We start from the raw sequence: 25,231 nt of genomic DNA, 5'->3' as shown, positions 1-25,231 counted from the left end.
GCATCGTCTATCAGTCCACTAACTGGGGTTCCCAAAAATGCGGTCCCAGGCATTGCGAAACCAACTCGAGTTTACCTTCGCGGGGCCTTGAGTGGTAGCCTTGATTCCATCGGTCACCTTGTTGAGCTTGTTGCCGTTCTTCACGATCGAAGCGACATCTAAACTCTTTTCCGCGATCTCCGCACCAGTCTTACCGGCTCGGACTACCTTGCTGCCACTGCTTACCGCGTTCGAAGCGGTATTCACCATCGGAACCGTTCCGGTGATTCCAGCAAGGAACTTACTGCCACGTCCCCAAATACTGAGCTTCTCGCCCGTGATCAAATTCTCACCAGCATAGGCATCGGCAAGATTCTTCATCCCACCTACCACAGGCATCGCCTCAAGGAATGTATCCTGCATGCCCAACGCACCGTCGTGGGCAAGCTGTATTCGCTCTTGATACTTCTCATCCTGCGGTAAGAATCGATTCGCAGAAAGAACACTTAGCGGTCGATTATCGTCCTCACGCTGTTGTTGCTTAAGCGCCGCCTGCCGGGCGGCTTCCTCTTCTTGGCGACGGCGATGGTCTTCTTCGTCTAGCTCGACACCTTTCGGTTTACGTTCCGCTCCGCTGTAAAGACTCGAACGCTTGACGGTATCTTGAACCGTTGCGAAATCCGTTCCCACCGTGGGAAAGAGTTCTTTCGCCTCAGTGAAGTGTTCGTTCCAGCCGCCGTTGAAGATAAACGGTGCGTTCGGTTGACGAAGCGCGTTCCAGTTGGCTGTTAAATCGACTAAGTTCTGGAACGCACCTGCATCGGGGAAGGAATAGTCGGGCAAGTCCTGAAAGTAGGCGTACGACCCGCCCCCAAGAACAACGGTCGACGAGCTCGATTGTCCCCCGCCCGAACCGGTTCCGCTGCCGCCCCCGCTACTACCACCGCTGGAAGATCCGCTACTGGAGCCACTGCCGCTTCCAGACCCGCCGCCATAACCTCCCCCTCCATAGCCACCGCCACCCTGGTTTCCACCACTATTCGGATCGTAGGGGGTGTAGGTCGTATACGTTTCTTGCCCACCCGAATGACCCGTGCGGTAGATGTAGCCATGCTGGATGCCAGGCCCCGAACTGGGGTTAGCCGAATTCGTACTGAGCTGTTTGTAATCGTAGTGTTCGCCTGCTTCGAAGGTATTGTAGTAGCCCGAGATATGCGTGTTTCCGTGCTGGGCTGTCCAGTTCTCTGCTTTTGTGTACTCGTGGGAGAAAAAGCCTTCTCCCTCGTAATCCGTTTGGTACTGCGAATTTTGCGTGACAACCTCTTCTTGACCGAGAAGCCGCTCGCGAGTCGTGCTTCCCGATTGAGAGGATGATATGTTCTCGAACTGCTCATAAAGATTCTCGCCCGTGACGACCCAAGTACCGGTCCGTCCTTCTGCGCCGGTGTAGACTCCCGAGCCATGAAAGGTTGTCTCTTCGGAAAGCTCGTACGAGTGGGCTTCTGATAAGGAGCCGCCAAAGGTCGACATTTCATACAAATGAGTCATCGTTCCTTGGGGGTTCCAATCGTATTCTTCGATGATAATGAAAAAGCTCTTCTCTCCACCTCCCCCCCCTTCTTCGATGGTTACGTCTGTGGAGTAGGTGATGTCATAAAGCTCGTTGGTTCGGTTGCCGGTGCCTCCACCAAGGTAGATCCAGCCATAGCCATCATCAGCGGAGACGTTGCGTTGCGATAGTTTGCGGTATTTTCGGCCCTCCTCCGACTTGTTGGAGCTGAATTCACTGATCTCGAAGGTTGTTTGACCGAATTCGATAATCTCTCCGCCGACCTCGATATCACGGGCTTGCCGACCGTAGATCCCGAAGGTCGAATCAAAGTTCTCTTGCCCGCTCGCGTGTTGCCATGTGAACTGGTCAAAGGTGTGGTAGGTGTTGGTAACTACCGGAGGTGCTGGGGGGCCGTCGTTGCTCGCACTGGCTTCACCGTTTGGATCGTTCGGATCTCCTGAGCCACTACTGCTGCCTTGTCCGCTTCCTTGTCCGCTGCCCTGTTGGTTAGAGTTGGTTTGAACGAGATGTCCACTCCAACCGGAATTGGCCACGAGCTGAGATTGATTGCGAACGTGCCACTCACCGCTCAATACACCTTCGGTGTAAAAATCTCCGATTTCTTGGTGCAACTTGTTCGTGATGATGCCTTCGCGAACATAGTCGCGTCGTTGATGCGCTGCCCAGATATCCAGCCTGCCTGGCGAGTGTCGCTGGCGGAATGGTGGTAGGTTCCGGAGATTTCCATTTCCCCGATTCCCTGTCCGGAGAATTGACGTCGTCCCGTGACAGGGTCGATGCTACCGTCGAAATGAATATCTGTCTGGGCAGAAAGACCTCTCGGACCACCTGAACTTTCACGGTTTCGTCAGGACAGTCTGGGGGGAATATAGCAAGTCCGTCAGGCGTTGTTGGTCGAGCGGTAAGTGCAACAAGCGTAGGACTTGCTAAGGACGGGTACAGTTCCTAGAATTACGCCGGCCGGGAGGATAGCCGAATGGTTAGGAACCTGATTCGAAATCAGGCGCCGGGTAACCGGTTGAGGGTTCGAATCCCTTGTCCTCCGCTCCGATCATCGCTTGTTTGCTTTGTGATCTTCAGAAAACAGGCAAAAGTGAATCGGTTTGTTTTTAGGCTCGCTGCGGTTTGGTTCGCGTGTTGGAATCAGTCTCACCCGTAGCGAGCTTATTTTTCAGTTGTAATTGGACCGATAGTGAATACAATACTGGAGTCATGATAATGAGCATAAAAGGCAACAACGAGGAATACTTCACGACCCGGGAAGCAGCAAGCTATCTTGGGGTTGCTGAAGATACGGTTCGTACTTACTGCAAGCGAAGCCTGCTTTCTCCTGCAAGAAAGCTAGGAAATTCTTTACTTTTCACACGTTCTGAGTGTGATCGCTACCAAAAAGAAAGACGGTCGCCGGGAAAACCAAAAAAAAATTCCTAGTGACCTATTGCAATTGAACCGCTAATTGGTACAAATACGGGTGTAGTGCAAGCCGTGAGACGCGAGCACTGCACCGAGACAACAACACGACTTCTTGAGGATGCTTCCTCGAAGGTCGTACGAACGACTTAGACCGCTACGGAGAAGGTCATGGAAAACACGGAACTCATCGTTGTGTCCGAACTGGATCACGAACGAATCGCTGCTTTGCGAGCTGACGGCTACATCGTTGCTCGCATCGTTCCAAATCATTTTGGTGACGACCAGTGTTCTATCGATGGTTTCGTTCTTATTCGCCGTAGCTAGTTTTTTTTAGACCGCATGCCGGTGACGGCAATGGATGCGGAGAATGGATTTTTTTATGGCACGTTTAGAGCTTAGAAAGCTTCGATATGGGCAGGTTGTTTTTAGGCAACTCTGCACGATTGACATTGCTTCGGAATTTGACATTTTCGCTTTCCGGCCTACATGCTTTGCGGTGACAAAGAACGAAAACGAAAAGCTTATTCTTGTCCCATTTTCAGAGCTTGGCCAGAAAAAGCAAAATGGCATTTTGCTTGAAGAACTTGCGATGCGAGCTGAGAAGGAATCGATTCCTTTACAGCATGGCTCGTTTTATTCGACTCAGCGCGAAGCTTATGAAGCTGAGCTTCGCTATCTCAATGACATGAAGCCAATGTACGCAGATCAAAAAGACTCAACAGAGTACAAAGCTCTTTGCTGGACGATCGACTATCTGACGTTGGCTGTTCAATTCATTTCGAACTAATCACGTCTAACCACACCACATCACCCAGTTTCCCACGGAGGCACCCCCAAATGGAAACCACGATCTTACGCGACATTTACAATCGACCGATCACTCGCGGGCACTATCACTTGGTCGAGCCCAACCGCGAACCGATCACCGTCTTCATCCATGCGAACATGGACGGCCTATGGGTCGTCGAAGACACCTCGCAGCACATCGGATCTACCAAGCGGTTCAAAGCGTTGCAGATGTTCCACCCCTATTCACAACTTACCCGCCTTTCGATCGACGGTGAGGCTATGGAACCAGGTTGTCACGGATACGACCACACGAGCAAGCTCGACGAACTGGGCAAGATCGAGCAGTTGATTCTTGCTTGTCGGGCTGAGATGCGACGATGCGAGCTTTTGGCCTGCCAGGTAATGGGCGTAGAGATCGCCGACGGTTCGCAATCTGCCGAGGCCGCTTTCGATATGTGCTGGAACGGCAAATCAGCCGAGGCAACGCTCAAGGAGCACATCGAAGACTTCAAGAGACGCGAATCGCAGCTGTAGCGAGACGCCTTTTACCACACCGCACACGATAGGAGACAATTGTGAGTGCGATCATATTTGATATTGAGACTGGTCCTGCCAGTGATGAAGTAATCACCGAGCTGTTCGTGCCCAAGACCATGGCCGAGTTCATCGGCGACCGGAACTGGAAAGAAGAAACCAAGCAGGCCAAGTACGCTGAATACCTCGCATCGGCTAAGGATGAGTTCAAGCGGTCGGCGGCACTTTCGGCACTGTCCGGCCAGGTGCTTGCGATCGGCTACAAGACAGCGGAGAAAAAGACGATCCACGGCCAGGGTGAAACCGGTGCCAATGGTGTCGTTCTCACCGAGCATGCGATCCTGACTCGATTCTGGCAGCTGTATCAGCAGTCGCGACAAGCATCGAACAACATGATCGGGTTCAACATTTCCGACTTCGATATTCCGTTCCTGGTCCGTCGATCGATTGTGCTCGGGATCTCGGTGCCGAAGTGCTTGTTCGCTCAGGGCAAGTACCTCGACACGCTTTTCGTCGATCTTCGCAAGGTCTGGCAAGCAGGCCAGTACAACGGCACTGGCTCACTAGATGCGATTTGCCGAGCTTGCGGGATTGGAGCCAAGACCGAGGGCGTTGACGGCTCGATGTTCTCCGAGCTTTGGAACGGCGGATCTGAGAAGAGAGCGATCGCACGGCAGTACTTGTTCAACGATCTCGATATGACGTGGGAACTCGCTTCTCGCTGCAACTGTTTGTAAGGCATCAATCACAAGGCACCAAATACCATGTCGGCAATTCACGATTACCAAAATTCACTCATTCACGATCGCATTCTCGCTACGGCATTGATCGGCGGTTTGTATCTGCACGCGATCAACCAAGACAGCCTGCCAGGGGGTGAAGCTGAATTGGAGCTGGTACGCGAACAATTGGAGATCGTCAAGCGGTTTCGCGAGCTGCAAGAGCAACGCATCGAGCTGACGGCGGAATACGTCGCGATGATTCTTTCGGGCCAACAGCAAGAGGCTGCTTAGAACCACTAGGGACGGGTGGGTCGCAGGGGGCCGCATGACGCTGTGATGTTGCTTTGGGATGGGGCAACTAGCATGGTCGGCCTTAAACGGGAAGTGGTGTTCCTACCCTGCTTTTTTGTACACAGGTTTGATTTTTAGGATTCTTTAAGGGGATGGTTTCTAATGGGCACTTATCCGGAATTGGTCGCGAATTATGGAGCGATCGAGAAGTTGGGCCAGAGCATTGCCAAGTCCGGCATGTTTGGCTGTCAGTCGATGGATCAAGGAGTGGTGATCGCCACAGATTGTTTTCTCTCGGGGATCTCACCGCTCGAATACGCAAAGCGGAACAAGATCGTCAACGGCAAGCCGTTCAAGCAATATGACACGATGTTGGCCGAGTTTCACGAGCGAGGTGGTAAGAGTCGTTTGATTAGCAAGACGGCGGATCTCGCATCGATCGAGCTTGAGTTTGGGGATCTCAAGAAAACGTTCTCCCTTTCCTGGGAGGACGCACAGCAAGAAACGTTTCCTTATCACACTGATAGGGAGATGAAGGAACAGATGGTGATCGAAAAGCTTGCCAAAGGCGAACGACCACAATTGAAAGCGAAATACGCCACGCCACGTTCACGCGCCATCATGCTGTTCGCTCGGGTTGTTTCCGATGCGATCCGTTCGATGTGCCCCGAAGTGAACTACGGAGTCTACACACAAGAGGAGATCGAGGACCTGCCAGGGGAAGGCAACTCGCGAGCTGTTCCAGAGGTGCCAACTCCTAGGGCACCAGTGGAGATCAAGCCGCCACCAACACCAGTCGACGTTCCACAACCGAAGACTCCGTTGGTAGAGGAGCCCCAACCCCTGGCAGGTGCCGATATTCCACTCCCCGATCCGGACTCACCGATCACCGAGAAGATGGTCAACCGCATTCGCGAACTAGTCCCTTTGATCAACCAGATTCAGCCTGACTTCTCCAAGCGACTGAAAGAGAAGCTGGTCAACGCTGGGATCCCCGAAGGCAAGGCAACTGGCCTGACGATCGCGGAGGGTGCAAAGCTCCTCGAGGTGCTCGAGCGCAAAGAGGTTGATGCGGTTTTTGCCTTATCGCTGAGTCGAGGCACCGAAAACCCTACCTAGCTCCCGCCAATTGGTGGGAGGGTGAACCACGAGCGATCCGGCAGCTAGTCGATCGCTTTGGATCAGATCGAGTGTGGCACTCGTTTCTTGAACTGTTTGATTATCCGATCAGCTGGGCCGTCAGTGGTGCCGAGCTGAGCAGACTAACCCGTTTCCTAAGTGAATAGAAGGATTTTGTTATGGGCTTTGAAATTGACATTCCCGAAGACATTGGCGGCACAAGTGCATACCTCGAGGTGGCTGGCAAGTACCACGCGACGGTCTCGACGATGCACGTTGAAAGCATGCCGAACGATCAGGGCGAAGGCGATGACGGCGGATTCGTTAAACCCCTGGCCGGTGGCTTTTCCTGTACCCTAGAGGTACTCGGAGGTGAGCAGGCGAACAAGAAGTTTTCGTTGATCTTCTGGGGTCCCAAGTTCGACCAGCCGGACGACTCGAAAGGCAACACATGGAGCCGCAAGAAGCAAGCCGCTTTTGCGATCGCTTGCGATCTGGTCAAGCTCGATCAGTTGGGCACGCGAGCCACGGTGAACCTCGAGGATGCTGTCGGCTCCCAGATCGTTGTTGAGGTTGAGATCGAGGAATACACCAAGAAGGACGGCAAGAAGGGCAAGAAGCCGCAGCTCGTGTGGGCGAACATTTACCACGTTGATGATCCTCGGGCCAAGGGTGCTGAGATGAACGCCAAGCTCCTCGCGACGATCGCCCCAGCCGAGAACCGACACAAGCCCGAATACTTCGATGTGCTTACCAAGAAGAAATCCGCATCGGCTTCCGCGAGTTCGTCTACCTCTCGCGTGACTGATGCAGATTTGTGCGACATCTAGCAGGTTTTGGGTGCATGTTGGCTGCTAGATGGTCGACGCGGTGCGGGGTGAGTTTCTCCAACAGATCGGGCTGGGTTTTAGTTCATTCTTGCCAGCCTGAGCCCCGCACCATTTTTTGAAATATCCGGCAAAGTGCGTGATGCTCGCATGGAGTCGGCTCGGTGGTCGGGTGTCGGTGCCTGGCCTCGATCACCGAGATTTATCCACGTGGTTTGGCTCCACGTTAATCAGCCCGTTGGTTACTGGCGTCACAGTGACTGTCTCTCTAGCGAGAGGAGCCAGGTACAAAGCGATAACCCTGGCAAATAGGCCGCTAGCTCAATTGGTAGAGCACTGCGAGATGTTGGGCGACGTCGCAGGAGATCCAGGTTCGAACCCTGGGCGGTCGATTGGTTGCGATTAGTTATTAACGAAGGAGATTGATTGTGAGTGATACAACGTGGGAAGATCAACGATCAATGTAAAAGCTTTTAGTTAGTTTTGCATCGTCGGCGTGGATGGTGACACGCCTGAAACAAGCTAGGTATCCCGCAAGGTGCTTGCTTGAATAAGCGGTAGATACGCGATGTCAAAGCCCAAGGGATAAGCAGGTTCGATTCCTGCACGATGCACTTTTTTTCAACGGAGTAGGTAGCATGTCCCAAACACTTGAACTTATAGGCCGGTACGAATCGACTCGCTTTCAGTTTGGCGATCAGATCGTTGGCTCGGTGCGATTGCATCCTGGCTGCAAAGATCTCGCGAAGCAGCACGGCGTGGTCGATCCAGACTCACCGGTTACGGTCAAAGGGCCTGCGGAGCTGACCGAGCTGCACGAACGATCGATGTATCGATTCTTGGGCACGTTCCGCGACTACACCAACCCACGCAGATCCTCGCGAGACGTCGAACGACAGTTCCACTTCCGGACCTTCGTCGAGCACGTACCGCACGATCCAGACGGCCTGGTGCAATACCTCGCGAGCAATGGCAAGGGGAACGGCATAGGACCAGCCAAGGCCAAGAAGCTTGTGGAGTACTTCGGGACCGAAACGGTTCTGGGCCAGTGCCGAGAGAATCCCAGCGAAGTTGCGAAGGTGACGGGGATTCCACCCTGGCAGGCCGAAGAGTTCGCTTCTCTCCTACGCGACAAAGAAGCCACCGAGAACGTACAGATTGAGATCGACAAGCTACTCACCGGTAACGGGTTCCCTCGCACGCTGACCCGTCGAGTGATTCGCGAGTGGGGGAACAAGGCCTCCGAGACTATCGCAGCCGATCCTTACGTCTTGATGCAGTTCAAGGGCGTGGGATTTCGGCTATGCGACAAGCTCTATATGTCCCTGGGGCTCGATCCCAAGGCGATCCGACGGCAAGCCCTATCGCTTTGGTATTCGATCGCAGCCGACATGAACGGGCATTGCTGGTATCCAGCCACCGAGATGATCCCACGCCTGCAATCCATGATCGGTGCAGGGTGCGACTACATTGCCGCGATCAAGTACGCCAAGGGTGAGATCAGCGAATACGGCATGGTCTCGACTCTCCGTACCGATGGGCACACTGGGCCGATCGTCGACGCGGGGGGAACGCTATGGCTTGCGGAATACAAGGTAGCCTGCCAGGAGGAAGAACTTGCCTCGCTCGTGGTCGACGCGCAGCACGAAGCCAAGAACTCGCTGATCACGATCTACGAAGACGTGGAGCGGTCGGAAACATTCCCTGCCAGTGTGGTGCAGTGTGCACGATGCGGCAGGGCTCTCACGGCGGATACGGTTTTTGTCGTGAACGGATTGCCTTACGGGCCAACTTGCGTGGAGAAGATCGCGACATGAGCAAAGAGATAGTTCAGTGGTACAGCGTAGAAGATGACATGCCGGACGATGACGAAACGGTGCACATCTTCGAGCCAGACGCGACCGGCGAAAAGGTCTGGATTGGCTACCACGATTCCGATTGCTGGCGATACGTCGACGGCAACAAAGTGCTTTTCACCGTTACCCACTGGGCCACCATGCTGGCAGGTCCGAAACCATCCCAACAGAAGGAACGACAAAATGCAAATGAAAAAGCGAATCTACCAGCCTGTTGATATTCGGTGGATGATCCGACGCGATATGGACGAAGTGCTTGAGATCGAAAAGCAATCGTTTGATGATCCTTGGCAGAAAAAGGATTTCATTGAGCGATTGCGAGTGCCAAACAACATCGGCATGGTGTTCACCTACCAGGAGGTGGTTGCTGGCTACGTCGTCTACACATTGCACAAGCGGAGCCTAGAGATCCTCAACCTGGCCGTTCATCCCGAATACCGTCGATGCTCGGCTGGTACTTTGCTGATCGAGAGATTGCAGTACAAGGTCAACGGCCACTTTCGACGCGACCACATCACCGCGTTGGTGCGAGAGACGAACCTCCCGGCACAAATGCTTTTGTCAAAGAACCATTTTATTTGTGACGGCATTATCAAGGGTGCCTATAGAGCCCACGACGAAGACGCTTATTCGTTCACCTACCGGGGGCTGATACTGTGATCGAACAAATCTCCCGCGAGGATTGGCTCGCACGTCACCCGCACGTTAAGAAGTGGATCGAGTCGCACCCTGCTGACTGGAAGCATATTCCCGCCTTCTCGGCCTGGCCGGACGTCGATTCCATCCCAGACATTACCGAACACCAACGCGAGATGCTTTCACGCGCCACCGTAGCACGGATGGGGATCCTGGGCGGTTCGCCTGGGACGGGCAAGTCCTACACGGTCGCGAAGCTGATCAAGGCGATGATCGATCAAGGCATTGTGGGGGCTCACGATATTTGCATCGGGGCACCGACTGGGAAAGCTGCCGTTAGAGTCACCGAGTTGATGGAACGCTCGGGGTTATCGCTACGGGCTCGCACCTGGCACTCGATCCTGGGCATCTCGGCGAACAGCGAGACCGGGGGCTGGCAATTCACTTACGGCCGCGAATGCAAGCTGCCTTATCGAGTTCTCATCGGTGATGAATCGTCGATGATCGATCTGTCTCTCATGCTGGCGATCATGCGAGCGCGAGACGTGGGCACGCACTTCCTCCTGGTAGGTGACGTCAACCAACTACCACCGGTCGGAGCTGGTGCACCACTTCGCGACATGATCCGAGCCAGGCTACCCTACGGAGAACTGACCGAGATCAAACGAAACTCGGGGGGTATCGTGGAGGCTTGTGCTGCGATCCGAGACAAAAAGCCATGGTATCAGTTTACAACCGCTCGTGACACAAATCTGCGAATGCACGAGGTCGGACAACCGGAATTACAGATCGCGAAAACGATTGAACTTATTCGCAAACACCAAGCCGACGGAGCCGATCCGATTTGGGACTGCCAGGTACTCGTAGCGGTCAACGAGAAAAGCCCGTTGGCTCGGTCGGAGATCAACAAGGTGTTGCAAGATGAGTTGAACCAACAACCTGCCAGGGTGGGAACACTCTTCCGCGAGCGAGACAAGATCGTTTGTTTGAAGAACGGTTTCTATCGATCGACCTACAGCGAACAGTCCGAGGATTTGCGAAAGAACGATCGTGGCGAAGTCTACGTCGCGAACGGCGAACTGGCTTCGGTGCAATCGATCGACGCGGGGCAGATCACGGTTGAACTACAAGCCCCCTATCGAATCGTAGTGATACCTTTCAAAGCGGAACAAAACGAGAGCGGCGAATCGGGCTCGCTCGGCAATTGGGATTTGGCCTACGCGCTCAGTGTTCACAAGAGCCAGGGCTCGGAGTTCCCGCACGCGATTGTTCTTATCGACGACTACCCAGGGGCGAAGCAGATCTGCGATCGCTCGTGGATTTATACAGCGATTTCGCGAGCCAAAGACACTTGCCACCTGGTAGGCAAATTCGAAACCGCGATGCGATTCTGCTGGGAGATGAAGATCGATAAACGGAAGACTTTTTTAACGGAACGAATTGGACTGCTGAATGCAGAGAAAGTAGAGATATAGCGATGAGTAAGATTGAATTAGAAGTTGGCAAATGGTATCGCAGACGTGACGGCGAAATCGTTTATTGCTTTGCGAAAAACCCAGTAGGAGTTACTTATCCGTTTCATAAGATCCTATCGTTTTCCGATGCAGGATGCACAGTTTCAACTTGCTCTCTTCATGCAATAAAAACCTGGGAAGAGATGTTAAACGATTGGAATTTTGCTGTTGGTACCCCATTCGGAGTTCTCGACGATGGTACTTGATTCCAAGCTCGACCTATTGCGGTTCCACTTCCAGATCACGGAGCCTGCCGACTGGACACGCATCCGACCGGCTGAGGTGCTCGCACAGCCCGACATTGGGGAAGCGACCCTCAATCACTTGCGTTACCTCCTGGCAGGTCAGGGGCTCACGCTCCTCGATGATCAGACGCCAGAGTTTTGGCAGTCTCGATTGATCAAGTCACGGCTGGGAGCCTTTGTCTATTCCGACGAAGACCGCTCGGTCATGTGCCCGTTTACGATCCTGATCGACGCACAAGAGCAGCTGCCGTTTACCTTTGCGGGATTGACGGCAGATTCGAAAGACGATTCCCGGCCTATCATCGTGCCCACCAAGCGGCAATCACTCGGAGCGAGCCACGGCGATTACTCGATCGAGGGCCACGAAGGCCACGTTCACATCGACCGGAAATCAATCGATGATTGCATTGGCACGGTGCTAGGCTGGGGCGATCGTCGCGATCAGTTCCAACGCACGTTGCAATACCTCGGAGGCTGCGAAGTTTCGGCGATCGTCGTCGAGGGCTCGTTCGGCCAGTGCATTGCTCAGTGTCGCGAGACCAAAGGCAAATCGGCAGCGGAGAACAAACGGATCTTCCACCGCCAGGTGCTTGCGTGGCAGCAAGACTTCGCGGTGCAGTGGATCTTTTGCGACACGCGGCGGTTTGCCGAGAAAACCACGTTCCAGATTTTGAGACGGTATTTTTACAAACACATCGAAAGGATGAAAAAACGATGATTGTCGATCCATTGGATATTTTCGACGAAGCGATTGAGATGACGAAAGAAGCGGTTGAGATTGCGATTAAGAACCGCGAGGCGGAGGGCCTGCTAGGGGGTGAAGAGACTGTGATCGTCACCACCGAGCCCGCCCCCGAGCCTGTTGTCACCACAACGGAACCGGTCCCTGCACCGGACACGCCCCCGGTGATTGTGACGACACCAGAGGAGACTAGCGAGGAGCTGCAACGCTTGCGAGCCGAAGCCCAAACAGAATACGAGGAGCGACTGAACGAGGCCAAGGACTTGCACGCTCAAGCCTCGATCAAGGTGATGGAGATCGCCAAGGAACTCAAGGACGCGAAGCGCGAGCAGAAGGAGGCATTGGAGGAGTTCTTCAATCTGCAACTCTCCGGGCCGCAATTGCCAACGTCGGTTCCTTCCCTGGCAGGTTCCAAGGGCAAGAAAAAGAAGCCCACCGAGCCAGCAATCGAACTTCCCAAGGATCTCGAAGCGATGATTGAGGCCGATACGACTTGGCGTGATATCCCCGCGATGGAGGTGCTGAGCGGTATCCCAGGGCTCGGGCCAAAGAAACGGGACTTGCTCCTCGAGACGTTCGCCAACTGCGGCCAGATGGAGGATCTGCGAGGGGAAGCATCCAAGCAGTTCAAGTCCTTCCAAGAACTGTTGCCCGAGGGGATCGGTCCATCGTTGGCCGACAAGCTCCAAGAGCGATGCTACGAGGTGATGAAGAACCACTGGGCCAAGCTGCGAAGCAAGATCGCGGTGGCGAATCAGCCTGCCACGGAAGAGGAGCCAGCAACGGCAGAGCCTAGTAAGACCGAGGAGCCGAAGCAAGAGCCCGTTGAACAGTCAGGCATCACAGTGAGCCTGGACGATGCGTTACTCGATGATTCGGATTTGATTTAAGGCGATGAGTCATACACCAGGACCGTGGGAAGTGGTCGGATCATTACGTGATGGGCAATGTCGAAGAATCTTCGCTGGTGACGAATATGTCGCCATTGTCGGTGGTTCCGACCAAACAATGCAAATGATTAAAGCTAATGCGCAGCTAATCGCGTCGGCTCCGGATATGCTGGAAATTGTCTCGTGGCTTGCTGATGCGACGTTTGTCGGTGAGTCGGACATGACGCGAATTGTCAAACAATGTAAACAGATTAAGGCGGCTATTGCCGAGAGTGAAGAGAAATCATGAGTCACACACCAGGACCGTGGGAAATACGCAAGCCAAAAGGACCGCACGATCGTGCTATAGTCGAACATGAGATCGTAGGTACGTACGAATCGCCGTTCGTCGGTGCGAAGGAAATAAAGATTTGCGGAATCCACAATCAAATTGAGGCCAATGTGAAGCTAATCGCAGCCTCTCCCGATTTGCTTGAAGCCTTAGAGTTACTACTAAAGTCCACAAGCGAAAGAAAGCCCTTCACCGATGCCGGTATGTGGGAACACAAACTGCAACGAAAAGAAGCGGAAGACAAAGCCCGAGCAGCGATTGCGAAAGCAAAGGGGGAATCGTGCGTGAACCAAAATACTTTACCGCATCGACTTTGAACGGTTCATTGCCTAGCAACTTCGTTCAGGCTGTGAAAGATGCTCACAAGCGAATAGCTGATGAGATCATTCGAGAAAGCTTGGAGCTTACCGAGTTTGATCTTTGGAAAGGATGCAGCTTTCGCAACCCGTTCGACTTTATGACCGAAACCGATCAGTGGTTTGAATGGAAATGGCGAACGATGTTCGGGAAAGAAAGGACTTGCAATGTAATTATCGACATGGTTAAGGACAAGAAGCGGATTTCAAAATGCGTTGAAGTGAACTTTACCGTGCTTTATCAATATCAACCAAGCTATGCTATTCCGCCAGTGATTTACCCAACAGCTTGATTATCCCCACTCATAACGAACCCACCTAAGCATGGCAGCGCAGATTTCCGACGTCAAAGACAAAGCCACAGGGCAGTGGCTCTCGATCCTCTCTTCCGTGGGACCGATCCCTACCGATTGTTTGACTGGTCGACATGGGCCGTGTCCAAAGTGCGGCGGCAAAGATCGGTGGCGTCTCACCTCAGAGGAGACGGGCTCGGCAGTCTGCAACCAATGCGGCAAGTTCGGGGACGGGATCGCGGTCCTCGAATGGTTCACCGGCAAATCCACGTTCGATGTGGTCGAAGCGATCGCGAAACATCTCGGGATCGCTTCGACCACATCGAAGAAAAAGAAGACGTCGAAGAAATCGAAAGCAAACGAGCCGTACTGGCTGCAACAACTCCACTGGACGAAACCGGCTGCCAAGTTGCTGAACCAGTGGTTTGCTCGCAAGTTCCCGATCAACCTCACTTCTCTCGAGCAGGCTGCGGCGCAATTTGGCACCTATCGAGGCAAGGATTCGATTATCGCCCTGCCGATCCATGGGCCGAACGATGCGGTCGTGGGGTACACGATCTACAACGCCACCGGTGGCATGCTCGAGTACTACCCGATCCCAGGGGAGCAGCCTGAGTTCATCAAAGTGAAGAACCTTATCAACAAAGGGGATTCGGGCTGGATGGGGCGGTACCTGCCAGGGGAAGGGCTTGTCGTGAAGACGGAGGGGCCGACCGATATGCTTGCGATGCTCACCATTGCACCGGCAGACGTCTCGGTCATCTGCAACCCGCACGGAGCCACCGAAACGCCTATCCCCTGGCTGGTCGACAAGATCCGAGGCCGTCGAGTCTATACGGTCCACGACTGCGACTACTCAGGGCAATCGGGGGCCACCTACGTCGAGAGCAACAATCGATCACGCCCTGGCTGGTCCGTCGCCTTCGCTTCCACAGCTGCGGAGTCTCGCAACGTAGTACTGCCTTACCCGATTGAGGATTCCCACGGCAAAGATCTGCGAGACTGGATCTGTGAGAAGCTCGAAACGGGACAAACACCGGCAGAGATCTGGACTCAGTTCTTGGAGCTGGCCGAACAGTCCGAGGTTCTCGAGCCCGACGACGAAGACGAAAAGGATCTCATTGAGGAGATCGACAGCCCGATGCGGCTCGCACGGATCAACCTCGAGCAGTACCGCAGGAACTTTGGCGGGACGTTGAAGTACTGGAAGGACGAATGGTGGCGGTACAAGGCTGGGAAGTACAGCAAGATCGCCAAGGACGAAATCAAGGGCAAGATCGTTGGGGCGATCCAATCCGAGTTCGAACGGGACTTTCGCGATACGATCAAGGCTGGGGGCGAAGCTACGGCGGTGCGAAAGATCTCGGCCACCCTCACCAGCAACGTGATCGAATGCACAAAGTCGTTGTGCTTGCTGCCTGGCTCAGTCCCGCAACCGTGCTGGCTCGAGGACGAATCCCAACCGCATTGGATCTCGATGACGAACGGGATCTTGGACTTGCAAGCGATCTTCGAGGGTCGTGACACCAAGGACCATTTACGGCCGCACTCGGAGAAATGGTTTGCAACGAACCGGCTTGATTATCCCTACGATCCGTCAGCCAAATGCCCACGCTGGATGGATTGCATCGAATACTCGATGGAGGGAGACCACGAGCGGATCGCGTTGCTCCAAGAATGGTGCGGTTACATGCTCACGTCGAGCAACTACATGCAGAAGTTTCTCGCGTTGATGGGTGATGGGGGGAACGGGAAGTCCGTTTTCATGGCGGTGATCGTCGCCTTGCTCGGCCAAGACAATTGTGGTCACGTACCCCTCGAGAACTTCTCTGGCAGGTTCGACCTCGGCACCGTAGTCGGCAAGGCTGCGAACATCTGCAACGACGTCGGAGAAATCGACTCGCTCGCGGAGGGGATCCTCAAGCAGTTCACCGGAGGCGATCCCATGCAGTTTGACCGCAAGAACCTTTCGCCCATCGTTTGCAGGCCGAGCGCGAAGCTAATCTTATCGTTCAACAAGGCCCCCAAGATCAAGGATCGATCGAAAGGAATGTGGCGGCGGATGCTTCTGGTACCGTTTAATAAGTCCGTACCAGCCGACCGGATTGTGCGGCACATGGACCAAGCCGAGTACTGGATCGACTCAGGGGAGATCAGCGGCATTTTGAATTGGGCGATCGTGGGATTGCAGAGGCTGCAAGATCAAAAAGATTTCACCAGATCCTCGGCAAGCGAGGCTGCGATCGACGACTACAAGCGGGAGAACAACCCGGTACTCGATTTCTTCGACGACTATCTCGAGGTATCGGAAGGAAGTAGAATCTATGTTGCTCACTTGTTTGGGCTTTATCAACACTGGTGCGCGAGCAACAACTACCGGCCTATGAGCTTGCGAAACTTCGGGGTCGAGATGAAACGCAAGTACGGGGAAGTGAAGGAGCGAGAAGGGGGCTCGAAACGCGAGTACTTCTATCGTAACCTGAATTTCACCACGACCGAGATCGCAGGCCGCGAAACAGACGAAAAGAGGTACGGCATATGATGGACAGCAACGACAACTACTATGAGATGTTTATCTCGCTGGCGATCGTCTCGGCAATGATGTGCGTGATCGCTGCGGTATCCATGGGGATCGGCAAACTTATCGGCTGGATGCTTTGACCTGCCAGGAGGGTAAGAAAACTTCCCGGTTAATTTCTAGATTCTTTTTGTTTGGGTATTGCCTAATCAAATGCCAGCCGATATAGTTACTACATCAGTCGAGCACGTCGCCCGACGATGACCACAACCGGAGACGCAAAGATGACAATCGAACAACAAGCCAACGAACTTATTGCCGCCGGTCAAGTTTGCGGATTTCGTTTCGTTGATCATGCGGTTTCTGTTGGTGACGAGCTAGGCAACAGCTTTGTTTGGGACGGTGACGAGATCACTAGCGACGAGCTACCTGGAACTTGTGCTTTTGAGTCTTGGTCAGCAATGGTCAAGTATGCTCAGTACAGCAAGGGCATCGGCGGCAAAATTGTCCTCGTCACTGGTGACAACGCAGGACGCGGAACCGATTTCGCGGACGAAATTTACGTCGCAAACGCTAAGGTTGTGGCGGTGATGGCATGGTAATGATTGAGTCAGAAAAGTACGGCACGGAAACCGAGGCGGCAAAAGTCATCTCGGTGCCAAGGACAACGCTGCAATCGGCGGTCGATCGTGGTGAGATAGTACACGTCGCAACGTGCGGCGGGACTCGGCTGGTAGAAATCGCCAGCGCGAAGAAGTGGGCTAAGAAACGCCCAAAGCGTGGAAGAAAGCCTCAAGCCGAATCTACGTAACGTCAGCGATCATCGGGTCGCGAAAGAAAAAGTAACCATGTCAAACCAAGCCTCACGCGACTCCGATGCATCGCTTTGTTCGTCGGTCATTCGTCCGTCCCAGGTGCTTGCTAAGGAGATGCTGCGGAAGTCGCCATTTTGCCGGATGTTCGGTTGCGCAGAATTTGAAAGTGTGGCGAAGCAAGTGGTCGAATACCTCTCGGCAACTGGGGATGGCTGGGATTTGCCGATCAGTTTAACCGCGATTGGGTGCCGATCCTGGGACTTCGATCACGACCACGCTGATATAGGGTCCCATCATTTTGCTACTGAATTTATGGTGGATGGAAAAATGAACGAGCGATTTATCAAATACGTGACTCGGTACAGCGATTACCAAGAACTGAAAGATGATGTGATCGCGAGGCTGATCGATTGGCCTTGCGACAGCATTGAGTGATCCGACGAACGGTTTGATTGATTTAGCCGCCGGTGAAAAGCTGCCATCGGGGAAACGGTAGTTCGGCGGCTTAAATCCAATCAATTGTTACGTGGTTCGGTTTCGCAAAACTATTTTCGGCAAAATGCCGATTTATTGACTTACGGCTATTGCATTCGTCGGCGATCTGCCGACAATGCATGAGTCAGGCAAGCACAACGCGAGCCGCCAAACAGGAGATAAAAAGATGAGCCTCGAACAACAAGCAAACGAATTGATTGCAGCCGGTCAAGTATGTGGATTCCGATTTTGCGATCATGAAGTCAAAGTAGGCGACGAACTAGGAAATAGCTTTGTATGGGATGGCGACGAAAAGCTAGACGACGAGCTACCTGGCACATGTGCGTTTGAGTCCTGGTCAGCAATGGTCAAGTATGCCCAGTACAGCAAAGGCATCGGCGGCAGTATCGTCCTGATTACTGGTGACGATGCTGGACGTGGCACCGACTTTGCCGACGAGATTTATATCAGCAACGCCAAGGTTGTTGCAGTGATGGCTTGGTAGTTTTCGGATCACAAAACATGTTTTACGAGACTCAACCAGGGTAGTAGATGACAGACAACACGCAACCGAAACGCGGTGGCCCTCGAGTCGGAGCTGGGCGCAAGGCTCGCGATGCTCAACAGCCTCGTAACATTCCAAGATCAATCAAGGTGTCGGAAGATGTGGATCTGTATCTAACTCACACTGGGACCGGGATTGTGGAGGAGATGCTGCGAGGAAGCAATGGTTTTAAGGAGTGGCGGAAATCAAGAGGCCTGCCAGGGAGTGGGAAAAGCTGAATGCATCCCAAGAATGCTGCTGATCTGCTCGCGTGCCTCGGTCCAGCTTACGACCTGGACGCCTTCGCAGTCAACGTACTGTTCCATCGTTGGCATTGTCTCGCTGGCTTGAAAATCCTCAAAGCTCATGCCGCGACATCGCGAGACAAAATCAATCCATGTTTGATCGGCATACGACAAGTCGGAACGGAAGCTCGCTTGGACGTGCCTGTACCAACTCTTTGCGATTTCCTCGTTCGGTCGATATACGGCAATCTTAATTGCGGTCTCCCAGTACTCGGGCATTCACTCACGGACGACAGAGGCCGGTAAATGCTTATTGCGATGTACATCTTTTGACACCGATGGCAACGCGCCGAAGATTTCCGTCAGTGCTGTTCCGCCGGTCCTGGGAACGTGAATGAATATCACTTTAGGATTCCAAAACATGCTTTGGCCTTTCGATGCTCACTACTTGGCAGCCTGGCATCAATCTAGCGATCTCGCAAGCTTGTCGATAATCCGACTCGACGAAGATACCGCGATTCCTTGCAATGGCTTGCTCTGCTTTCCATGCAGCTACGTTAGTTCGTGATCGCTCCTCGAAAGTGCCTGGAAACATTACAAGTTCTTTGACTCGGATGCCATGCCGACCAAGCCAATCTAGCGTTTGGTTTCTATAGACTTCGCGTCGAGCTGTAATGATCGTCTGCACCTGATACTCGATGTTCCATTGCAATGGTTTAACACGCCGCATCCAGTCGAGATATCTCGGCCCATCGTCGTCACAATCCGCCGGGCAATCCTCACAAAACACACCATCCATATCGAAACATGTACCACACTTGTCGAGCAGTACGCCATTGTGAAAAAGGTTCCACTCGAAATGGTGTGGCAACTCTATCGGCACTGCGAAACCATCAACAATCCGCTTCCCGTCGCCGCCTGCGTAGACAGTGTAAAACGGATGCCCGAGTTGCTGGTATTGCTTGCGAGAGTAGCCGCTGCACGTCGAGTCATCCACGATAACGATAGGTCCGTTATCGATTCGTCTCTCCCCGTGTAGCGTCCCGACTCGACGAACGCCACCGCTTAGCAGCCTGCATCCGTCGGGTGTAGCCTCGTAGAGGTCAACGCCAAGCATCAAGGAGATATCAACAGCGGGAGCCATGCCAGAGCGAGCCACACCTGCGATACCAGCAACGTCTGGGTGACGTGAGTAAATCAGTCGTGCCAAGTGCCTCGTGTCCTCTGCCAAATCCTCTCGCGTGATCATGTGGTGTACCGGACCACGCTGGCCGGTGAAGCGATACAACCAGCGAGCTTGGTCTAGTGACAGATCGGGTTTGCCAAGTTTCTCGTTGACGGCAGATTTAAGCCTGTACTTCCACTCGAACGGAACAGGATCAGCAGGTGGGTTGTCGGCCTTCCAGGTGTGGTAGAACTTGACGCACGCACAATTTAGTGAGAACAGAACTTGCTCCCATTTGGTGAGTTGCTCAAGCGATTGTACGTGGAAAAAGTCCGTCCAGATGTTTATCCAATCCTTTGGAATAGAAATTGGCAAGTCCGGCGGCGAATAGTGCGATATGCTTTCGTGGCGCACCGTCTGTATTTTAACTTCCGCATTTGCAGGTATGCTTTGCAGTCTTTCAAAAATTTGCTGCCTTAGCGATTCTGGAAGCGATTCGAACGCTACGATATCTTGACCCATATTTTTTTTGGTATGGTTTTTCCGCCTTCTAAAGCAGCAGGCGGAGTGAATATATTAAACTCCCCGCTACCCCAAACAGGACCAACAACTTGATCGTTTTGGATAGATTCTAGTTCTACTTCTGCTGGGATGTCGTCGCATTGTATCGGAGCGGAATTGTAAATTCTTACACCGTACCTTGTATCGTAAAAAGCATCTTGGGCAGAAAAATTAACAGGCCCGCCGTTATTGATTCGCTGCAACGAAAAACCGCTTAGGTCTAAGCTTCCGCTAGAGGTGACAGGGACTAGCTCACAGTCAAAGTTCAATCGCTCGATTTCAATCGGATACCTTTTGTCGAATCCGCAATCTTCTCCTGTAGGTTCAGGTATTCCATTGGGCGGGCATCCAAGGGGATTTCTTGGGAACGGCCATTTCCAGATGTCAGACGAATTGCATGTTAGCAAGGGTTCCGTTAAGTCTATCTCTGTAAAGTCCAATAGCCAGTCTGTGTCGCTAACTAGCGTGTTTGTTGAGCAAGTTCTTCGTTCGACCCTGACGCGTCCTTGCTCTCGTCTGGTAAGCACTTGATAAAAAGACGCAAAGTAAAAAACAGCAGCGTACAGGTAAAAAGTTGTCGGGCTCAAGGATATTGCCCACACCTCAGCAGACACCTCGAACGACGCATACCAATACATTCTTTGCGAAATACGAAACGAAAATTTTGTATAATCCTGCGCAAAATCGACATAGTAACCAGACGAGCAGTTCGGGACAAATTCGTTTCTTCCATCGCAAGCCTGGATAGCTGGGTTGTACCCCAAATACACTGGGCTAGACCAGTCGCTTGTTATAGTTTGCGTTTTGACAATGTTGTTAATGCTTCTGTTGTTGCAATAATTTAATCCACGTCGCCAGCACTGAGGGTCTGTTTTGTCCTCTGTTGCTGGCTCAAAACTTGCCGACAAATCAAAACCCCATAGATCATCGATCTTCCATCCAGATAGATTCCACGCGGCATCACACAGGCACTGATCTCCACTGCAACAGCACTTGCCTATTGATCCCATTATTCACAAACCTCAAGCGCGATCCACTCACCGAGCACTGTAAAGAGCTTAACCGGCACTCCTGAATTGATAGCCCCCGAAAAAGTCTTAGCCTTGTGCGTCCTCGTCACAGGAGCAAACGGGCTTGAGACTGTAACATTCCCCGCCATGGAGCTGGTAATCGTTCCGGCTGCGACTCCATAAAGCGTGGAGTCGTCGAACATAACTCGAAGGCAATCGTCGGCAATGTCGTCCGATCCTAAGACTAAGAATGTTGGATTAAGACCTGCCAGGAAGGAATCGTTGATGTACCCAACGCGATCGCCTGGCAAATAAGCGATTGATCCGTCATGGATGACGCGAAAGACCGGCCCCGCTTGTGCTGTTCCCTCAAAACCGCTTTCAACAGGCTCAGGGCCGTTTACCAATAACTTAGAACGGATGACGTTTAACGATGACGGCTTGTCGACTTTGACATAATTAAATTTGTCGTCAACACAACCAGTGATGTAAAGCAATCCGTATGGGGGAATCTCTTCGCCCGAGTCGTTGCGAAACAGGATGCCTCTTTCCCCTGGCAGGTAATCCAACCCCGCCGCAGACGATCCAAGCATCCTTTCGTAGTACTCGGTGGCTTCCCATGTTCGCGCAGCTTGCTCGGGAGTGAAAGCTGCGATCCGCTTTCGTTCCATTACGGCTTCTGCGCTCCCGAGTAGTAGAACACGGTCCGAAGCAGTGCGGTTGTGGTTGCAGTACCAAGGATGCAGGGATAGTCACCAGTCGTAAGATCGCCGATCGGGCAGATCGCCCCCTTCGTGGCCGAAACTACATAGGTCTCACCGACAACTAGCGTAGCTCCCAGGTTCACCAACGCATTGGGCTGTTCGACGATGATGATCCAACCATCCACGCCAGCAGAACTCATGGCGATCGCGGTAGCTTGCGATGCGGCCTGGACGTTCGCGTCGGCCTGGAACCACTTGCCAGCCGACTCGTAAATCGGCATGCCTTTCGTGATCGCTTCGCCAGCTTGGACGATACGAACGCGACCGTTTGACGATCCGACACCAACGTTGGCGGCGGTTTGAGTTAAGTTTGCCATTAGAGAAATCCTAGTAAGTTAAGATCCATCGGTATGTATCGCTCAGTCTCACGCCAGTTAAATTGGCTCTCGTCGTTGTCCTCCACTTGAAAACCGTTCACATCAAGAGGACGCGGCGAAGTTGAGACGCTTTTGTGGCCATCGACACAAGGAACAATTTTGAAAGGATTATTGCCTTGTGCATCCGGATCTCCGTCAATTCTTTTTTTGCACTTGTAGCCCTGGTGAAACCAACGAGCGAACCATGCCTTATTTGGTGTGGTGCGCCACGGAATACGGAACTTGACTTGCAGGGTCGCTCTCCAATACCCAAAACCGTTGCCAGGATCTCCGATAACGCTGGACGCTTTAAGCTTGACGACACGACCGGTACCAGGCGGCCAGTTTGCATAATCAAGGCTGTTAACGCCTCGAGCAAATGCGGCCTGAGTGTAGGAATTCCAAAACGCAAAGTTGCGATTCACTGTCAGCAGAAGATCAGGAAATTCGGCTTTGATGCCCCTCACTCGCTCACCGGCAGCAGTAACGATTGGCTTGCCGTAAATATCTTCATCGATCTCCTCTTCGCTTAGAATTGTGTCCCAGTCGATAGTAGGAGGTGCTGAGATCGGATTGCTCGATGGAGGTCCCGATCCATTCGACGGTGCAATTTCTCCTCGGTACTCGACGGTAGCTACAGTCATAATCGGGGAGACTTGCTGCATACGAGCGCGACCTGCTAAAACAAAGTTCGTTCCCGGGTAGACACTCCCCGCAGCGGGTAAGCCAGGAGCTGAGTACTTGTTGACCTCCGGTTCTCCAACGTCGTGAAGAATCTGAAAAGCTTCGGTAAAGCCAACATCAAATCTCCGGAAATTATCCTGAGAGTCAACGTTCGATGCGGCTCGAGACCACATCCTGAGAGCTGCTTGCACTGCCATTTACTCGACCCCCACAAGCTCTATGGTTTGTTGTTCTGTTGATTCGCTACGAAGCCGAGCCTGCTCTTTTAGTTCTTGGAGCATAGCGTCAAGAATCTTCTTGGCCTCCTCGGTATTCTTTGCCGTCTCTTTGGCTGGGCTGTCCTCGACGTTTCCTAGAGCCATAACCCGAGACTCCATGGCCGTGTTGGTTGATGTCGGCCTGGTTGTTTCGACTCGCTGTTGTTCCTCGAGTTGGCGTTGCATCTCCACAAATCGCTTGGCGTCCTCTCTGGCGATACCTTGCTTTTCAAGTGCCATTTGCCGAGCGGCTTCTTTGCCGTCGCGCAGGAGAACGATTTGCTGCTCGAGGCTGTCGACTTCCCGGTCGTAGACAGATTGGATACGGCTTGCTTCTTGCATCATTGCAGTAGCAGCGGCCTTACGTTCCTGCTCTCGAGCTTTTTCCGCATCCCTGAGCTGCTTGATAGATTCGAGCTCTCGGAGCATCTCCTCTGCCTGAGATCGTGCATCATCACTGTAGGCAGATTGCCTTGCCTGGATGGCTAGTTTCTCATCGCCGACAGCTCTTTCTAGCTCAAGTTGCTTTTGAAGGCCTTCGAGATACCTTTGGTCCGATTCGATTTGCTTGGTACGTTCCGCTTCAAGCTCTTGAGCCCTTGCTTTTTCTTGTTCACGAAGCTGCTTAATGGCCTCCATCTCGCGCAGCAGCTGCTCAGCTCTTTCCCTGGCTGGATCACTGAAAGTAGACTGCCGAGCCTGAACAGCAATCTTTTCGTCGCCGATTGCCTTCTCTAGCTCAAGCTGTTTCTCAAGGTTCTCAATGTATCGATCGTCAGAATCATCTTTTCGATTTTGCTCGCGAATCGCAGCCCGTTCCGCTTCAATCCCTATAATTCGCTGAAGCTCTTTTTGTTGCTGCTTTAATAGATCAAGCCTGGCTCGATCGTCATCGGCCTGTTGTTGCGCAAGTTGAGCGGATCCTTTTCGCTCCCCAGTGATCTGCCAGGCTTCTGCCCATTCTTCGGCTGCTTTCTTACTAGCCCTGGCTTGCCCCTCGACACCGACAAGATTCGTATTGACTTCTTTCAAGAGCTGATCATAGGCAGCTCGCTTTTCTTCTGGATCCCGAATCAGTTCAATATCGACTTTGCTGTCCGTAAATCGTTGTTGAGCAAGGTCTCTTATTTCAGCTGACAGGTCTTTTGATTTTTGCAGCCCTTTTTCCAGTTCGCTGTTCCATTTTTCCGTTTGGAAAATCCATTCACCAATGAACTTACCAACAGAAAAAGCTGCTGTTGCAACCAGGCCAGCCAAGCCAGCTTTGAAAGCCAACGCCCCAGCTCCACCGTTTTTTGCAACCTGAGCAAACTTGATCGTCTGATCCGTCGCAGAAGTGATTTCACCAACGAAGGCACTTACCTCAGATCCTCCTAGCTGATCCGCTAGAAAAGAAACGAAATTAAGCGACGTCTTTACCTCTCCGCCAGCGTCTTTGATTTCCGAGAGTGCTTCTCGTGTTTTCGCCGCAGCTTCTTGGATCTTCGCAGACGCCTGGTCTTCGCCCTCGATCAGGATCTTGATAGATTCCTTCTTACTCATTTCATGGCCTCAGCTTTCGCGATTGCGTCTTGGCATTGCAGAGCGGATACGAAGTTGACGAACCAGGCTGATTGCTCGAGGGAGCCTGCCAGGAGTGGCATAGGGCCTCGCTCGGAGAAGTCGGCCAATGCGATCGCGTGGGTAAGTTCGCGGCAGTATGTTCCGAAGCAGTCGGTAACAGGGAAT

General features: G+C 52.9%; 32 protein-coding genes and 2 tRNA genes. 26 read left to right on the top strand and 8 right to left on the bottom strand.

The features are described from left to right. Positions 1 to 18 precede the first annotated feature (18 nt). Positions 19 to 2,163 carry a hypothetical protein gene (locus tag SH449x_RS03930; RefSeq protein ID WP_482380013.1) on the bottom strand — a complete coding sequence of 715 codons (2,145 nt, stop codon included), beginning with the start codon at positions 2,161 to 2,163 and terminating at the stop codon, positions 19 to 21. A 352-nt stretch (positions 2,164 to 2,515) separates the two neighbouring features. On the opposite strand from SH449x_RS03930, the gene SH449x_RS03925 reads away from it, so the two are divergent. The 26 genes from SH449x_RS03925 to SH449x_RS03800 all read left to right on the top strand — a co-directional run bounded on the left by SH449x_RS03925 (position 2,516) and on the right by SH449x_RS03800 (position 18,422). After that, positions 2,516 to 2,597: transfer RNA gene (locus tag SH449x_RS03925), tRNA-Ser, on the top strand. A gap of 167 nt (positions 2,598 to 2,764) precedes the next feature. Then, positions 2,765 to 2,983, top strand: coding sequence for a helix-turn-helix domain-containing protein (locus SH449x_RS03920; protein WP_482380012.1), 219 nt, complete (start codon positions 2,765 to 2,767; stop codon positions 2,981 to 2,983). Positions 2,984 to 3,133: 150 nt separating this feature from the next. After that, positions 3,134 to 3,289, top strand: a complete 156-nt coding sequence (locus SH449x_RS03915; protein ID WP_482380011.1) for a hypothetical protein — start codon at positions 3,134 to 3,136, stop codon at positions 3,287 to 3,289. Between the two features lie 55 nt (positions 3,290 to 3,344). Then, entirely contained in the window at positions 3,345 to 3,752 is a 408-nt protein-coding gene (locus SH449x_RS03910) for a hypothetical protein (protein WP_482380010.1), read from the top strand. A 50-nt stretch (positions 3,753 to 3,802) separates the two neighbouring features. Beyond that, positions 3,803 to 4,288, top strand: coding sequence for a hypothetical protein (locus SH449x_RS03905; RefSeq protein WP_482380009.1), 486 nt, complete (start codon positions 3,803 to 3,805; stop codon positions 4,286 to 4,288). 41 nt (positions 4,289 to 4,329) lie between these two features. After that, positions 4,330 to 5,025: a ribonuclease H-like domain-containing protein gene (locus tag SH449x_RS03900; protein ID WP_482380008.1), complete on the top strand. Its 696-nt coding sequence runs from the start codon at positions 4,330 to 4,332 to the stop codon at positions 5,023 to 5,025. 27 nt (positions 5,026 to 5,052) lie between these two features. Then, entirely contained in the window at positions 5,053 to 5,301 is a 249-nt protein-coding gene (locus SH449x_RS03895) for a hypothetical protein (protein ID WP_482380007.1), read from the top strand. A gap of 162 nt (positions 5,302 to 5,463) precedes the next feature. After that, the gene (locus tag SH449x_RS03890) at positions 5,464 to 6,420 is read left to right on the top strand and encodes a hypothetical protein (protein ID WP_482380006.1); all 957 of its coding nucleotides are present in this window, start codon (positions 5,464 to 5,466) and stop codon (positions 6,418 to 6,420) included. 179 nt (positions 6,421 to 6,599) lie between these two features. After that, on the top strand, positions 6,600 to 7,250 hold the full coding sequence (locus tag SH449x_RS03885; RefSeq protein WP_482380005.1) for a hypothetical protein: 651 nt from the start codon (positions 6,600 to 6,602) through the stop codon (positions 7,248 to 7,250). Positions 7,251 to 7,557: 307 nt separating this feature from the next. Continuing rightward, positions 7,558 to 7,639, top strand: a tRNA-OTHER gene (locus tag SH449x_RS03880). A gap of 246 nt (positions 7,640 to 7,885) precedes the next feature. Further along, entirely contained in the window at positions 7,886 to 9,064 is a 1,179-nt protein-coding gene (locus SH449x_RS03875; protein ID WP_482380004.1) for a helix-hairpin-helix domain-containing protein, read from the top strand. Then, the gene (locus tag SH449x_RS03870; RefSeq protein ID WP_482380003.1) at positions 9,061 to 9,321 is read left to right on the top strand and encodes a DUF551 domain-containing protein; all 261 of its coding nucleotides are present in this window, start codon (positions 9,061 to 9,063) and stop codon (positions 9,319 to 9,321) included. Before SH449x_RS03875 ends, SH449x_RS03870 begins: the two co-directional genes overlap by 4 nt. Next, positions 9,287 to 9,763 (top strand): GNAT family N-acetyltransferase, encoded by a 477-nt coding sequence (locus SH449x_RS03865; protein ID WP_482380002.1) that lies wholly within the window; start codon positions 9,287 to 9,289, stop codon positions 9,761 to 9,763. Before SH449x_RS03870 ends, SH449x_RS03865 begins: the two co-directional genes overlap by 35 nt. After that, positions 9,760 to 11,214: an ATP-dependent DNA helicase gene (locus SH449x_RS03860; RefSeq protein WP_482380001.1), complete on the top strand. Its 1,455-nt coding sequence runs from the start codon at positions 9,760 to 9,762 to the stop codon at positions 11,212 to 11,214. The genes SH449x_RS03865 and SH449x_RS03860 overlap by 4 nt, the downstream gene beginning before the upstream one ends. 2 nt (positions 11,215 to 11,216) lie before the next feature. Further along, positions 11,217 to 11,459 (top strand): hypothetical protein, encoded by a 243-nt coding sequence (locus tag SH449x_RS03855; RefSeq protein WP_482380000.1) that lies wholly within the window; start codon positions 11,217 to 11,219, stop codon positions 11,457 to 11,459. Then, positions 11,449 to 12,216: a hypothetical protein gene (locus SH449x_RS03850; protein WP_482379999.1), complete on the top strand. Its 768-nt coding sequence runs from the start codon at positions 11,449 to 11,451 to the stop codon at positions 12,214 to 12,216. The genes SH449x_RS03855 and SH449x_RS03850 overlap by 11 nt, the downstream gene beginning before the upstream one ends. Next, entirely contained in the window at positions 12,213 to 13,130 is a 918-nt protein-coding gene (locus SH449x_RS03845) for a hypothetical protein (RefSeq protein WP_482379998.1), read from the top strand. Before SH449x_RS03850 ends, SH449x_RS03845 begins: the two co-directional genes overlap by 4 nt. 4 nt (positions 13,131 to 13,134) lie before the next feature. Further along, positions 13,135 to 13,419, top strand: a complete 285-nt coding sequence (locus SH449x_RS03840; protein ID WP_482379997.1) for a hypothetical protein — start codon at positions 13,135 to 13,137, stop codon at positions 13,417 to 13,419. Then, positions 13,416 to 13,778 carry a hypothetical protein gene (locus SH449x_RS03835; protein ID WP_482379996.1) on the top strand — a complete coding sequence of 121 codons (363 nt, stop codon included), beginning with the start codon at positions 13,416 to 13,418 and terminating at the stop codon, positions 13,776 to 13,778. The genes SH449x_RS03840 and SH449x_RS03835 overlap by 4 nt, the downstream gene beginning before the upstream one ends. Continuing rightward, entirely contained in the window at positions 13,742 to 14,110 is a 369-nt protein-coding gene (locus SH449x_RS03830) for a hypothetical protein (RefSeq protein ID WP_482379995.1), read from the top strand. Before SH449x_RS03835 ends, SH449x_RS03830 begins: the two co-directional genes overlap by 37 nt. 31 nt (positions 14,111 to 14,141) lie before the next feature. Next, positions 14,142 to 16,652, top strand: a complete 2,511-nt coding sequence (locus tag SH449x_RS03825) for a DNA primase family protein (RefSeq protein ID WP_482379994.1) — start codon at positions 14,142 to 14,144, stop codon at positions 16,650 to 16,652. Next, positions 16,649 to 16,771, top strand: coding sequence for a hypothetical protein (locus SH449x_RS03820; RefSeq protein WP_482379993.1), 123 nt, complete (start codon positions 16,649 to 16,651; stop codon positions 16,769 to 16,771). Before SH449x_RS03825 ends, SH449x_RS03820 begins: the two co-directional genes overlap by 4 nt. A gap of 141 nt (positions 16,772 to 16,912) precedes the next feature. Continuing rightward, positions 16,913 to 17,230: a hypothetical protein gene (locus SH449x_RS03815; RefSeq protein WP_482379992.1), complete on the top strand. Its 318-nt coding sequence runs from the start codon at positions 16,913 to 16,915 to the stop codon at positions 17,228 to 17,230. Continuing rightward, positions 17,230 to 17,439, top strand: a complete 210-nt coding sequence (locus SH449x_RS03810; protein WP_482379991.1) for a hypothetical protein — start codon at positions 17,230 to 17,232, stop codon at positions 17,437 to 17,439. The genes SH449x_RS03815 and SH449x_RS03810 overlap by 1 nt, the downstream gene beginning before the upstream one ends. A gap of 37 nt (positions 17,440 to 17,476) precedes the next feature. Further along, positions 17,477 to 17,878, top strand: coding sequence for a hypothetical protein (locus SH449x_RS03805; RefSeq protein WP_482379990.1), 402 nt, complete (start codon positions 17,477 to 17,479; stop codon positions 17,876 to 17,878). 226 nt (positions 17,879 to 18,104) lie between these two features. Further along, positions 18,105 to 18,422 carry a hypothetical protein gene (locus tag SH449x_RS03800; protein ID WP_482379989.1) on the top strand — a complete coding sequence of 106 codons (318 nt, stop codon included), beginning with the start codon at positions 18,105 to 18,107 and terminating at the stop codon, positions 18,420 to 18,422. A 245-nt stretch (positions 18,423 to 18,667) separates the two neighbouring features. Here SH449x_RS03800 and SH449x_RS03795 read toward each other — a convergent pair whose 3' ends face one another. The 7 genes from SH449x_RS03795 to SH449x_RS03765 all read right to left on the bottom strand — a co-directional run bounded on the left by SH449x_RS03795 (position 18,668) and on the right by SH449x_RS03765 (position 25,045). After that, positions 18,668 to 18,985, bottom strand: a complete 318-nt coding sequence (locus SH449x_RS03795) for a hypothetical protein (protein ID WP_482379988.1) — start codon at positions 18,983 to 18,985, stop codon at positions 18,668 to 18,670. 127 nt (positions 18,986 to 19,112) lie between these two features. Next, a complete protein-coding gene (locus tag SH449x_RS03790) occupies positions 19,113 to 20,393 on the bottom strand; it encodes a hypothetical protein (protein ID WP_482379987.1) in 1,281 nt (426 codons plus the stop codon). Further along, the gene (locus tag SH449x_RS03785) at positions 20,375 to 21,442 is read right to left on the bottom strand and encodes a hypothetical protein (RefSeq protein WP_482379986.1); all 1,068 of its coding nucleotides are present in this window, start codon (positions 21,440 to 21,442) and stop codon (positions 20,375 to 20,377) included. The genes SH449x_RS03790 and SH449x_RS03785 overlap by 19 nt, the downstream gene beginning before the upstream one ends. Further along, positions 21,442 to 22,113, bottom strand: coding sequence for a hypothetical protein (locus SH449x_RS03780; protein ID WP_482379985.1), 672 nt, complete (start codon positions 22,111 to 22,113; stop codon positions 21,442 to 21,444). Before SH449x_RS03780 ends, SH449x_RS03785 begins: the two co-directional genes overlap by 1 nt. After that, entirely contained in the window at positions 22,113 to 22,523 is a 411-nt protein-coding gene (locus SH449x_RS03775) for a hypothetical protein (RefSeq protein ID WP_482379984.1), read from the bottom strand. Before SH449x_RS03775 ends, SH449x_RS03780 begins: the two co-directional genes overlap by 1 nt. Next, complete coding sequence (locus SH449x_RS03770) at positions 22,523 to 23,443, bottom strand: hypothetical protein (RefSeq protein ID WP_482379983.1); 921 nt, start codon at positions 23,441 to 23,443, stop codon at positions 22,523 to 22,525. Before SH449x_RS03770 ends, SH449x_RS03775 begins: the two co-directional genes overlap by 1 nt. Beyond that, a complete protein-coding gene (locus SH449x_RS03765; protein ID WP_482379982.1) occupies positions 23,444 to 25,045 on the bottom strand; it encodes a hypothetical protein in 1,602 nt (533 codons plus the stop codon). Positions 25,046 to 25,231 lie beyond the last annotated feature (186 nt).

The sequence above is a fragment of the Brakhagea baltica genome (assembly GCF_052161605.1).
Lineage (GTDB): Bacteria > Planctomycetota > Planctomycetia > Pirellulales > Pirellulaceae > JBKCUI01.
Note: the sequence above shows the minus strand (reverse complement) of the source record. Positions and strands in the feature narration are given on the sequence as shown.

What these genes read in the sequence shown, in the direction of transcription:
- SH449x_RS03920 (WP_482380012.1), top strand. Translation starts at nt 2,765, where the DNA reads ATGATAATGAGCATAAAAGGCAACAACGAGGAATACTTCACGACCCGG.
- SH449x_RS03915 (WP_482380011.1), top strand. Translation starts at nt 3,134, where the DNA reads ATGGAAAACACGGAACTCATCGTTGTGTCCGAACTGGATCACGAACGA.
- SH449x_RS03910 (WP_482380010.1), top strand. Translation starts at nt 3,345, where the DNA reads ATGGCACGTTTAGAGCTTAGAAAGCTTCGATATGGGCAGGTTGTTTTT.
- SH449x_RS03905 (WP_482380009.1), top strand. Translation starts at nt 3,803, where the DNA reads ATGGAAACCACGATCTTACGCGACATTTACAATCGACCGATCACTCGC.
- SH449x_RS03895 (WP_482380007.1), top strand. Translation starts at nt 5,053, where the DNA reads ATGTCGGCAATTCACGATTACCAAAATTCACTCATTCACGATCGCATT.
- SH449x_RS03890 (WP_482380006.1), top strand. Translation starts at nt 5,464, where the DNA reads ATGGGCACTTATCCGGAATTGGTCGCGAATTATGGAGCGATCGAGAAG.
- SH449x_RS03885 (WP_482380005.1), top strand. Translation starts at nt 6,600, where the DNA reads ATGGGCTTTGAAATTGACATTCCCGAAGACATTGGCGGCACAAGTGCA.
- SH449x_RS03875 (WP_482380004.1), top strand. Translation starts at nt 7,886, where the DNA reads ATGTCCCAAACACTTGAACTTATAGGCCGGTACGAATCGACTCGCTTT.
- SH449x_RS03870 (WP_482380003.1), top strand. Translation starts at nt 9,061, where the DNA reads ATGAGCAAAGAGATAGTTCAGTGGTACAGCGTAGAAGATGACATGCCG.
- SH449x_RS03865 (WP_482380002.1), top strand. Translation starts at nt 9,287, where the DNA reads ATGCAAATGAAAAAGCGAATCTACCAGCCTGTTGATATTCGGTGGATG.
- SH449x_RS03855 (WP_482380000.1), top strand. Translation starts at nt 11,217, where the DNA reads ATGAGTAAGATTGAATTAGAAGTTGGCAAATGGTATCGCAGACGTGAC.
- SH449x_RS03850 (WP_482379999.1), top strand. Translation starts at nt 11,449, where the DNA reads ATGGTACTTGATTCCAAGCTCGACCTATTGCGGTTCCACTTCCAGATC.
- SH449x_RS03845 (WP_482379998.1), top strand. Translation starts at nt 12,213, where the DNA reads ATGATTGTCGATCCATTGGATATTTTCGACGAAGCGATTGAGATGACG.
- SH449x_RS03840 (WP_482379997.1), top strand. Translation starts at nt 13,135, where the DNA reads ATGAGTCATACACCAGGACCGTGGGAAGTGGTCGGATCATTACGTGAT.
- SH449x_RS03835 (WP_482379996.1), top strand. Translation starts at nt 13,416, where the DNA reads ATGAGTCACACACCAGGACCGTGGGAAATACGCAAGCCAAAAGGACCG.
- SH449x_RS03825 (WP_482379994.1), top strand. Translation starts at nt 14,142, where the DNA reads ATGGCAGCGCAGATTTCCGACGTCAAAGACAAAGCCACAGGGCAGTGG.
- SH449x_RS03820 (WP_482379993.1), top strand. Translation starts at nt 16,649, where the DNA reads ATGATGGACAGCAACGACAACTACTATGAGATGTTTATCTCGCTGGCG.
- SH449x_RS03815 (WP_482379992.1), top strand. Translation starts at nt 16,913, where the DNA reads ATGACAATCGAACAACAAGCCAACGAACTTATTGCCGCCGGTCAAGTT.
- SH449x_RS03810 (WP_482379991.1), top strand. Translation starts at nt 17,230, where the DNA reads ATGATTGAGTCAGAAAAGTACGGCACGGAAACCGAGGCGGCAAAAGTC.
- SH449x_RS03805 (WP_482379990.1), top strand. Translation starts at nt 17,477, where the DNA reads ATGTCAAACCAAGCCTCACGCGACTCCGATGCATCGCTTTGTTCGTCG.
- SH449x_RS03800 (WP_482379989.1), top strand. Translation starts at nt 18,105, where the DNA reads ATGAGCCTCGAACAACAAGCAAACGAATTGATTGCAGCCGGTCAAGTA.
- SH449x_RS03795 (WP_482379988.1), bottom strand. Translation starts at nt 18,985, where the DNA reads ATGCCCGAGTACTGGGAGACCGCAATTAAGATTGCCGTATATCGACCG.
- SH449x_RS03790 (WP_482379987.1), bottom strand. Translation starts at nt 20,393, where the DNA reads ATGGGTCAAGATATCGTAGCGTTCGAATCGCTTCCAGAATCGCTAAGG.
- SH449x_RS03785 (WP_482379986.1), bottom strand. Translation starts at nt 21,442, where the DNA reads ATGGGATCAATAGGCAAGTGCTGTTGCAGTGGAGATCAGTGCCTGTGT.
- SH449x_RS03780 (WP_482379985.1), bottom strand. Translation starts at nt 22,113, where the DNA reads ATGGAACGAAAGCGGATCGCAGCTTTCACTCCCGAGCAAGCTGCGCGA.
- SH449x_RS03775 (WP_482379984.1), bottom strand. Translation starts at nt 22,523, where the DNA reads ATGGCAAACTTAACTCAAACCGCCGCCAACGTTGGTGTCGGATCGTCA.
- SH449x_RS03770 (WP_482379983.1), bottom strand. Translation starts at nt 23,443, where the DNA reads ATGGCAGTGCAAGCAGCTCTCAGGATGTGGTCTCGAGCCGCATCGAAC.
- SH449x_RS03765 (WP_482379982.1), bottom strand. Translation starts at nt 25,045, where the DNA reads ATGAGTAAGAAGGAATCTATCAAGATCCTGATCGAGGGCGAAGACCAG.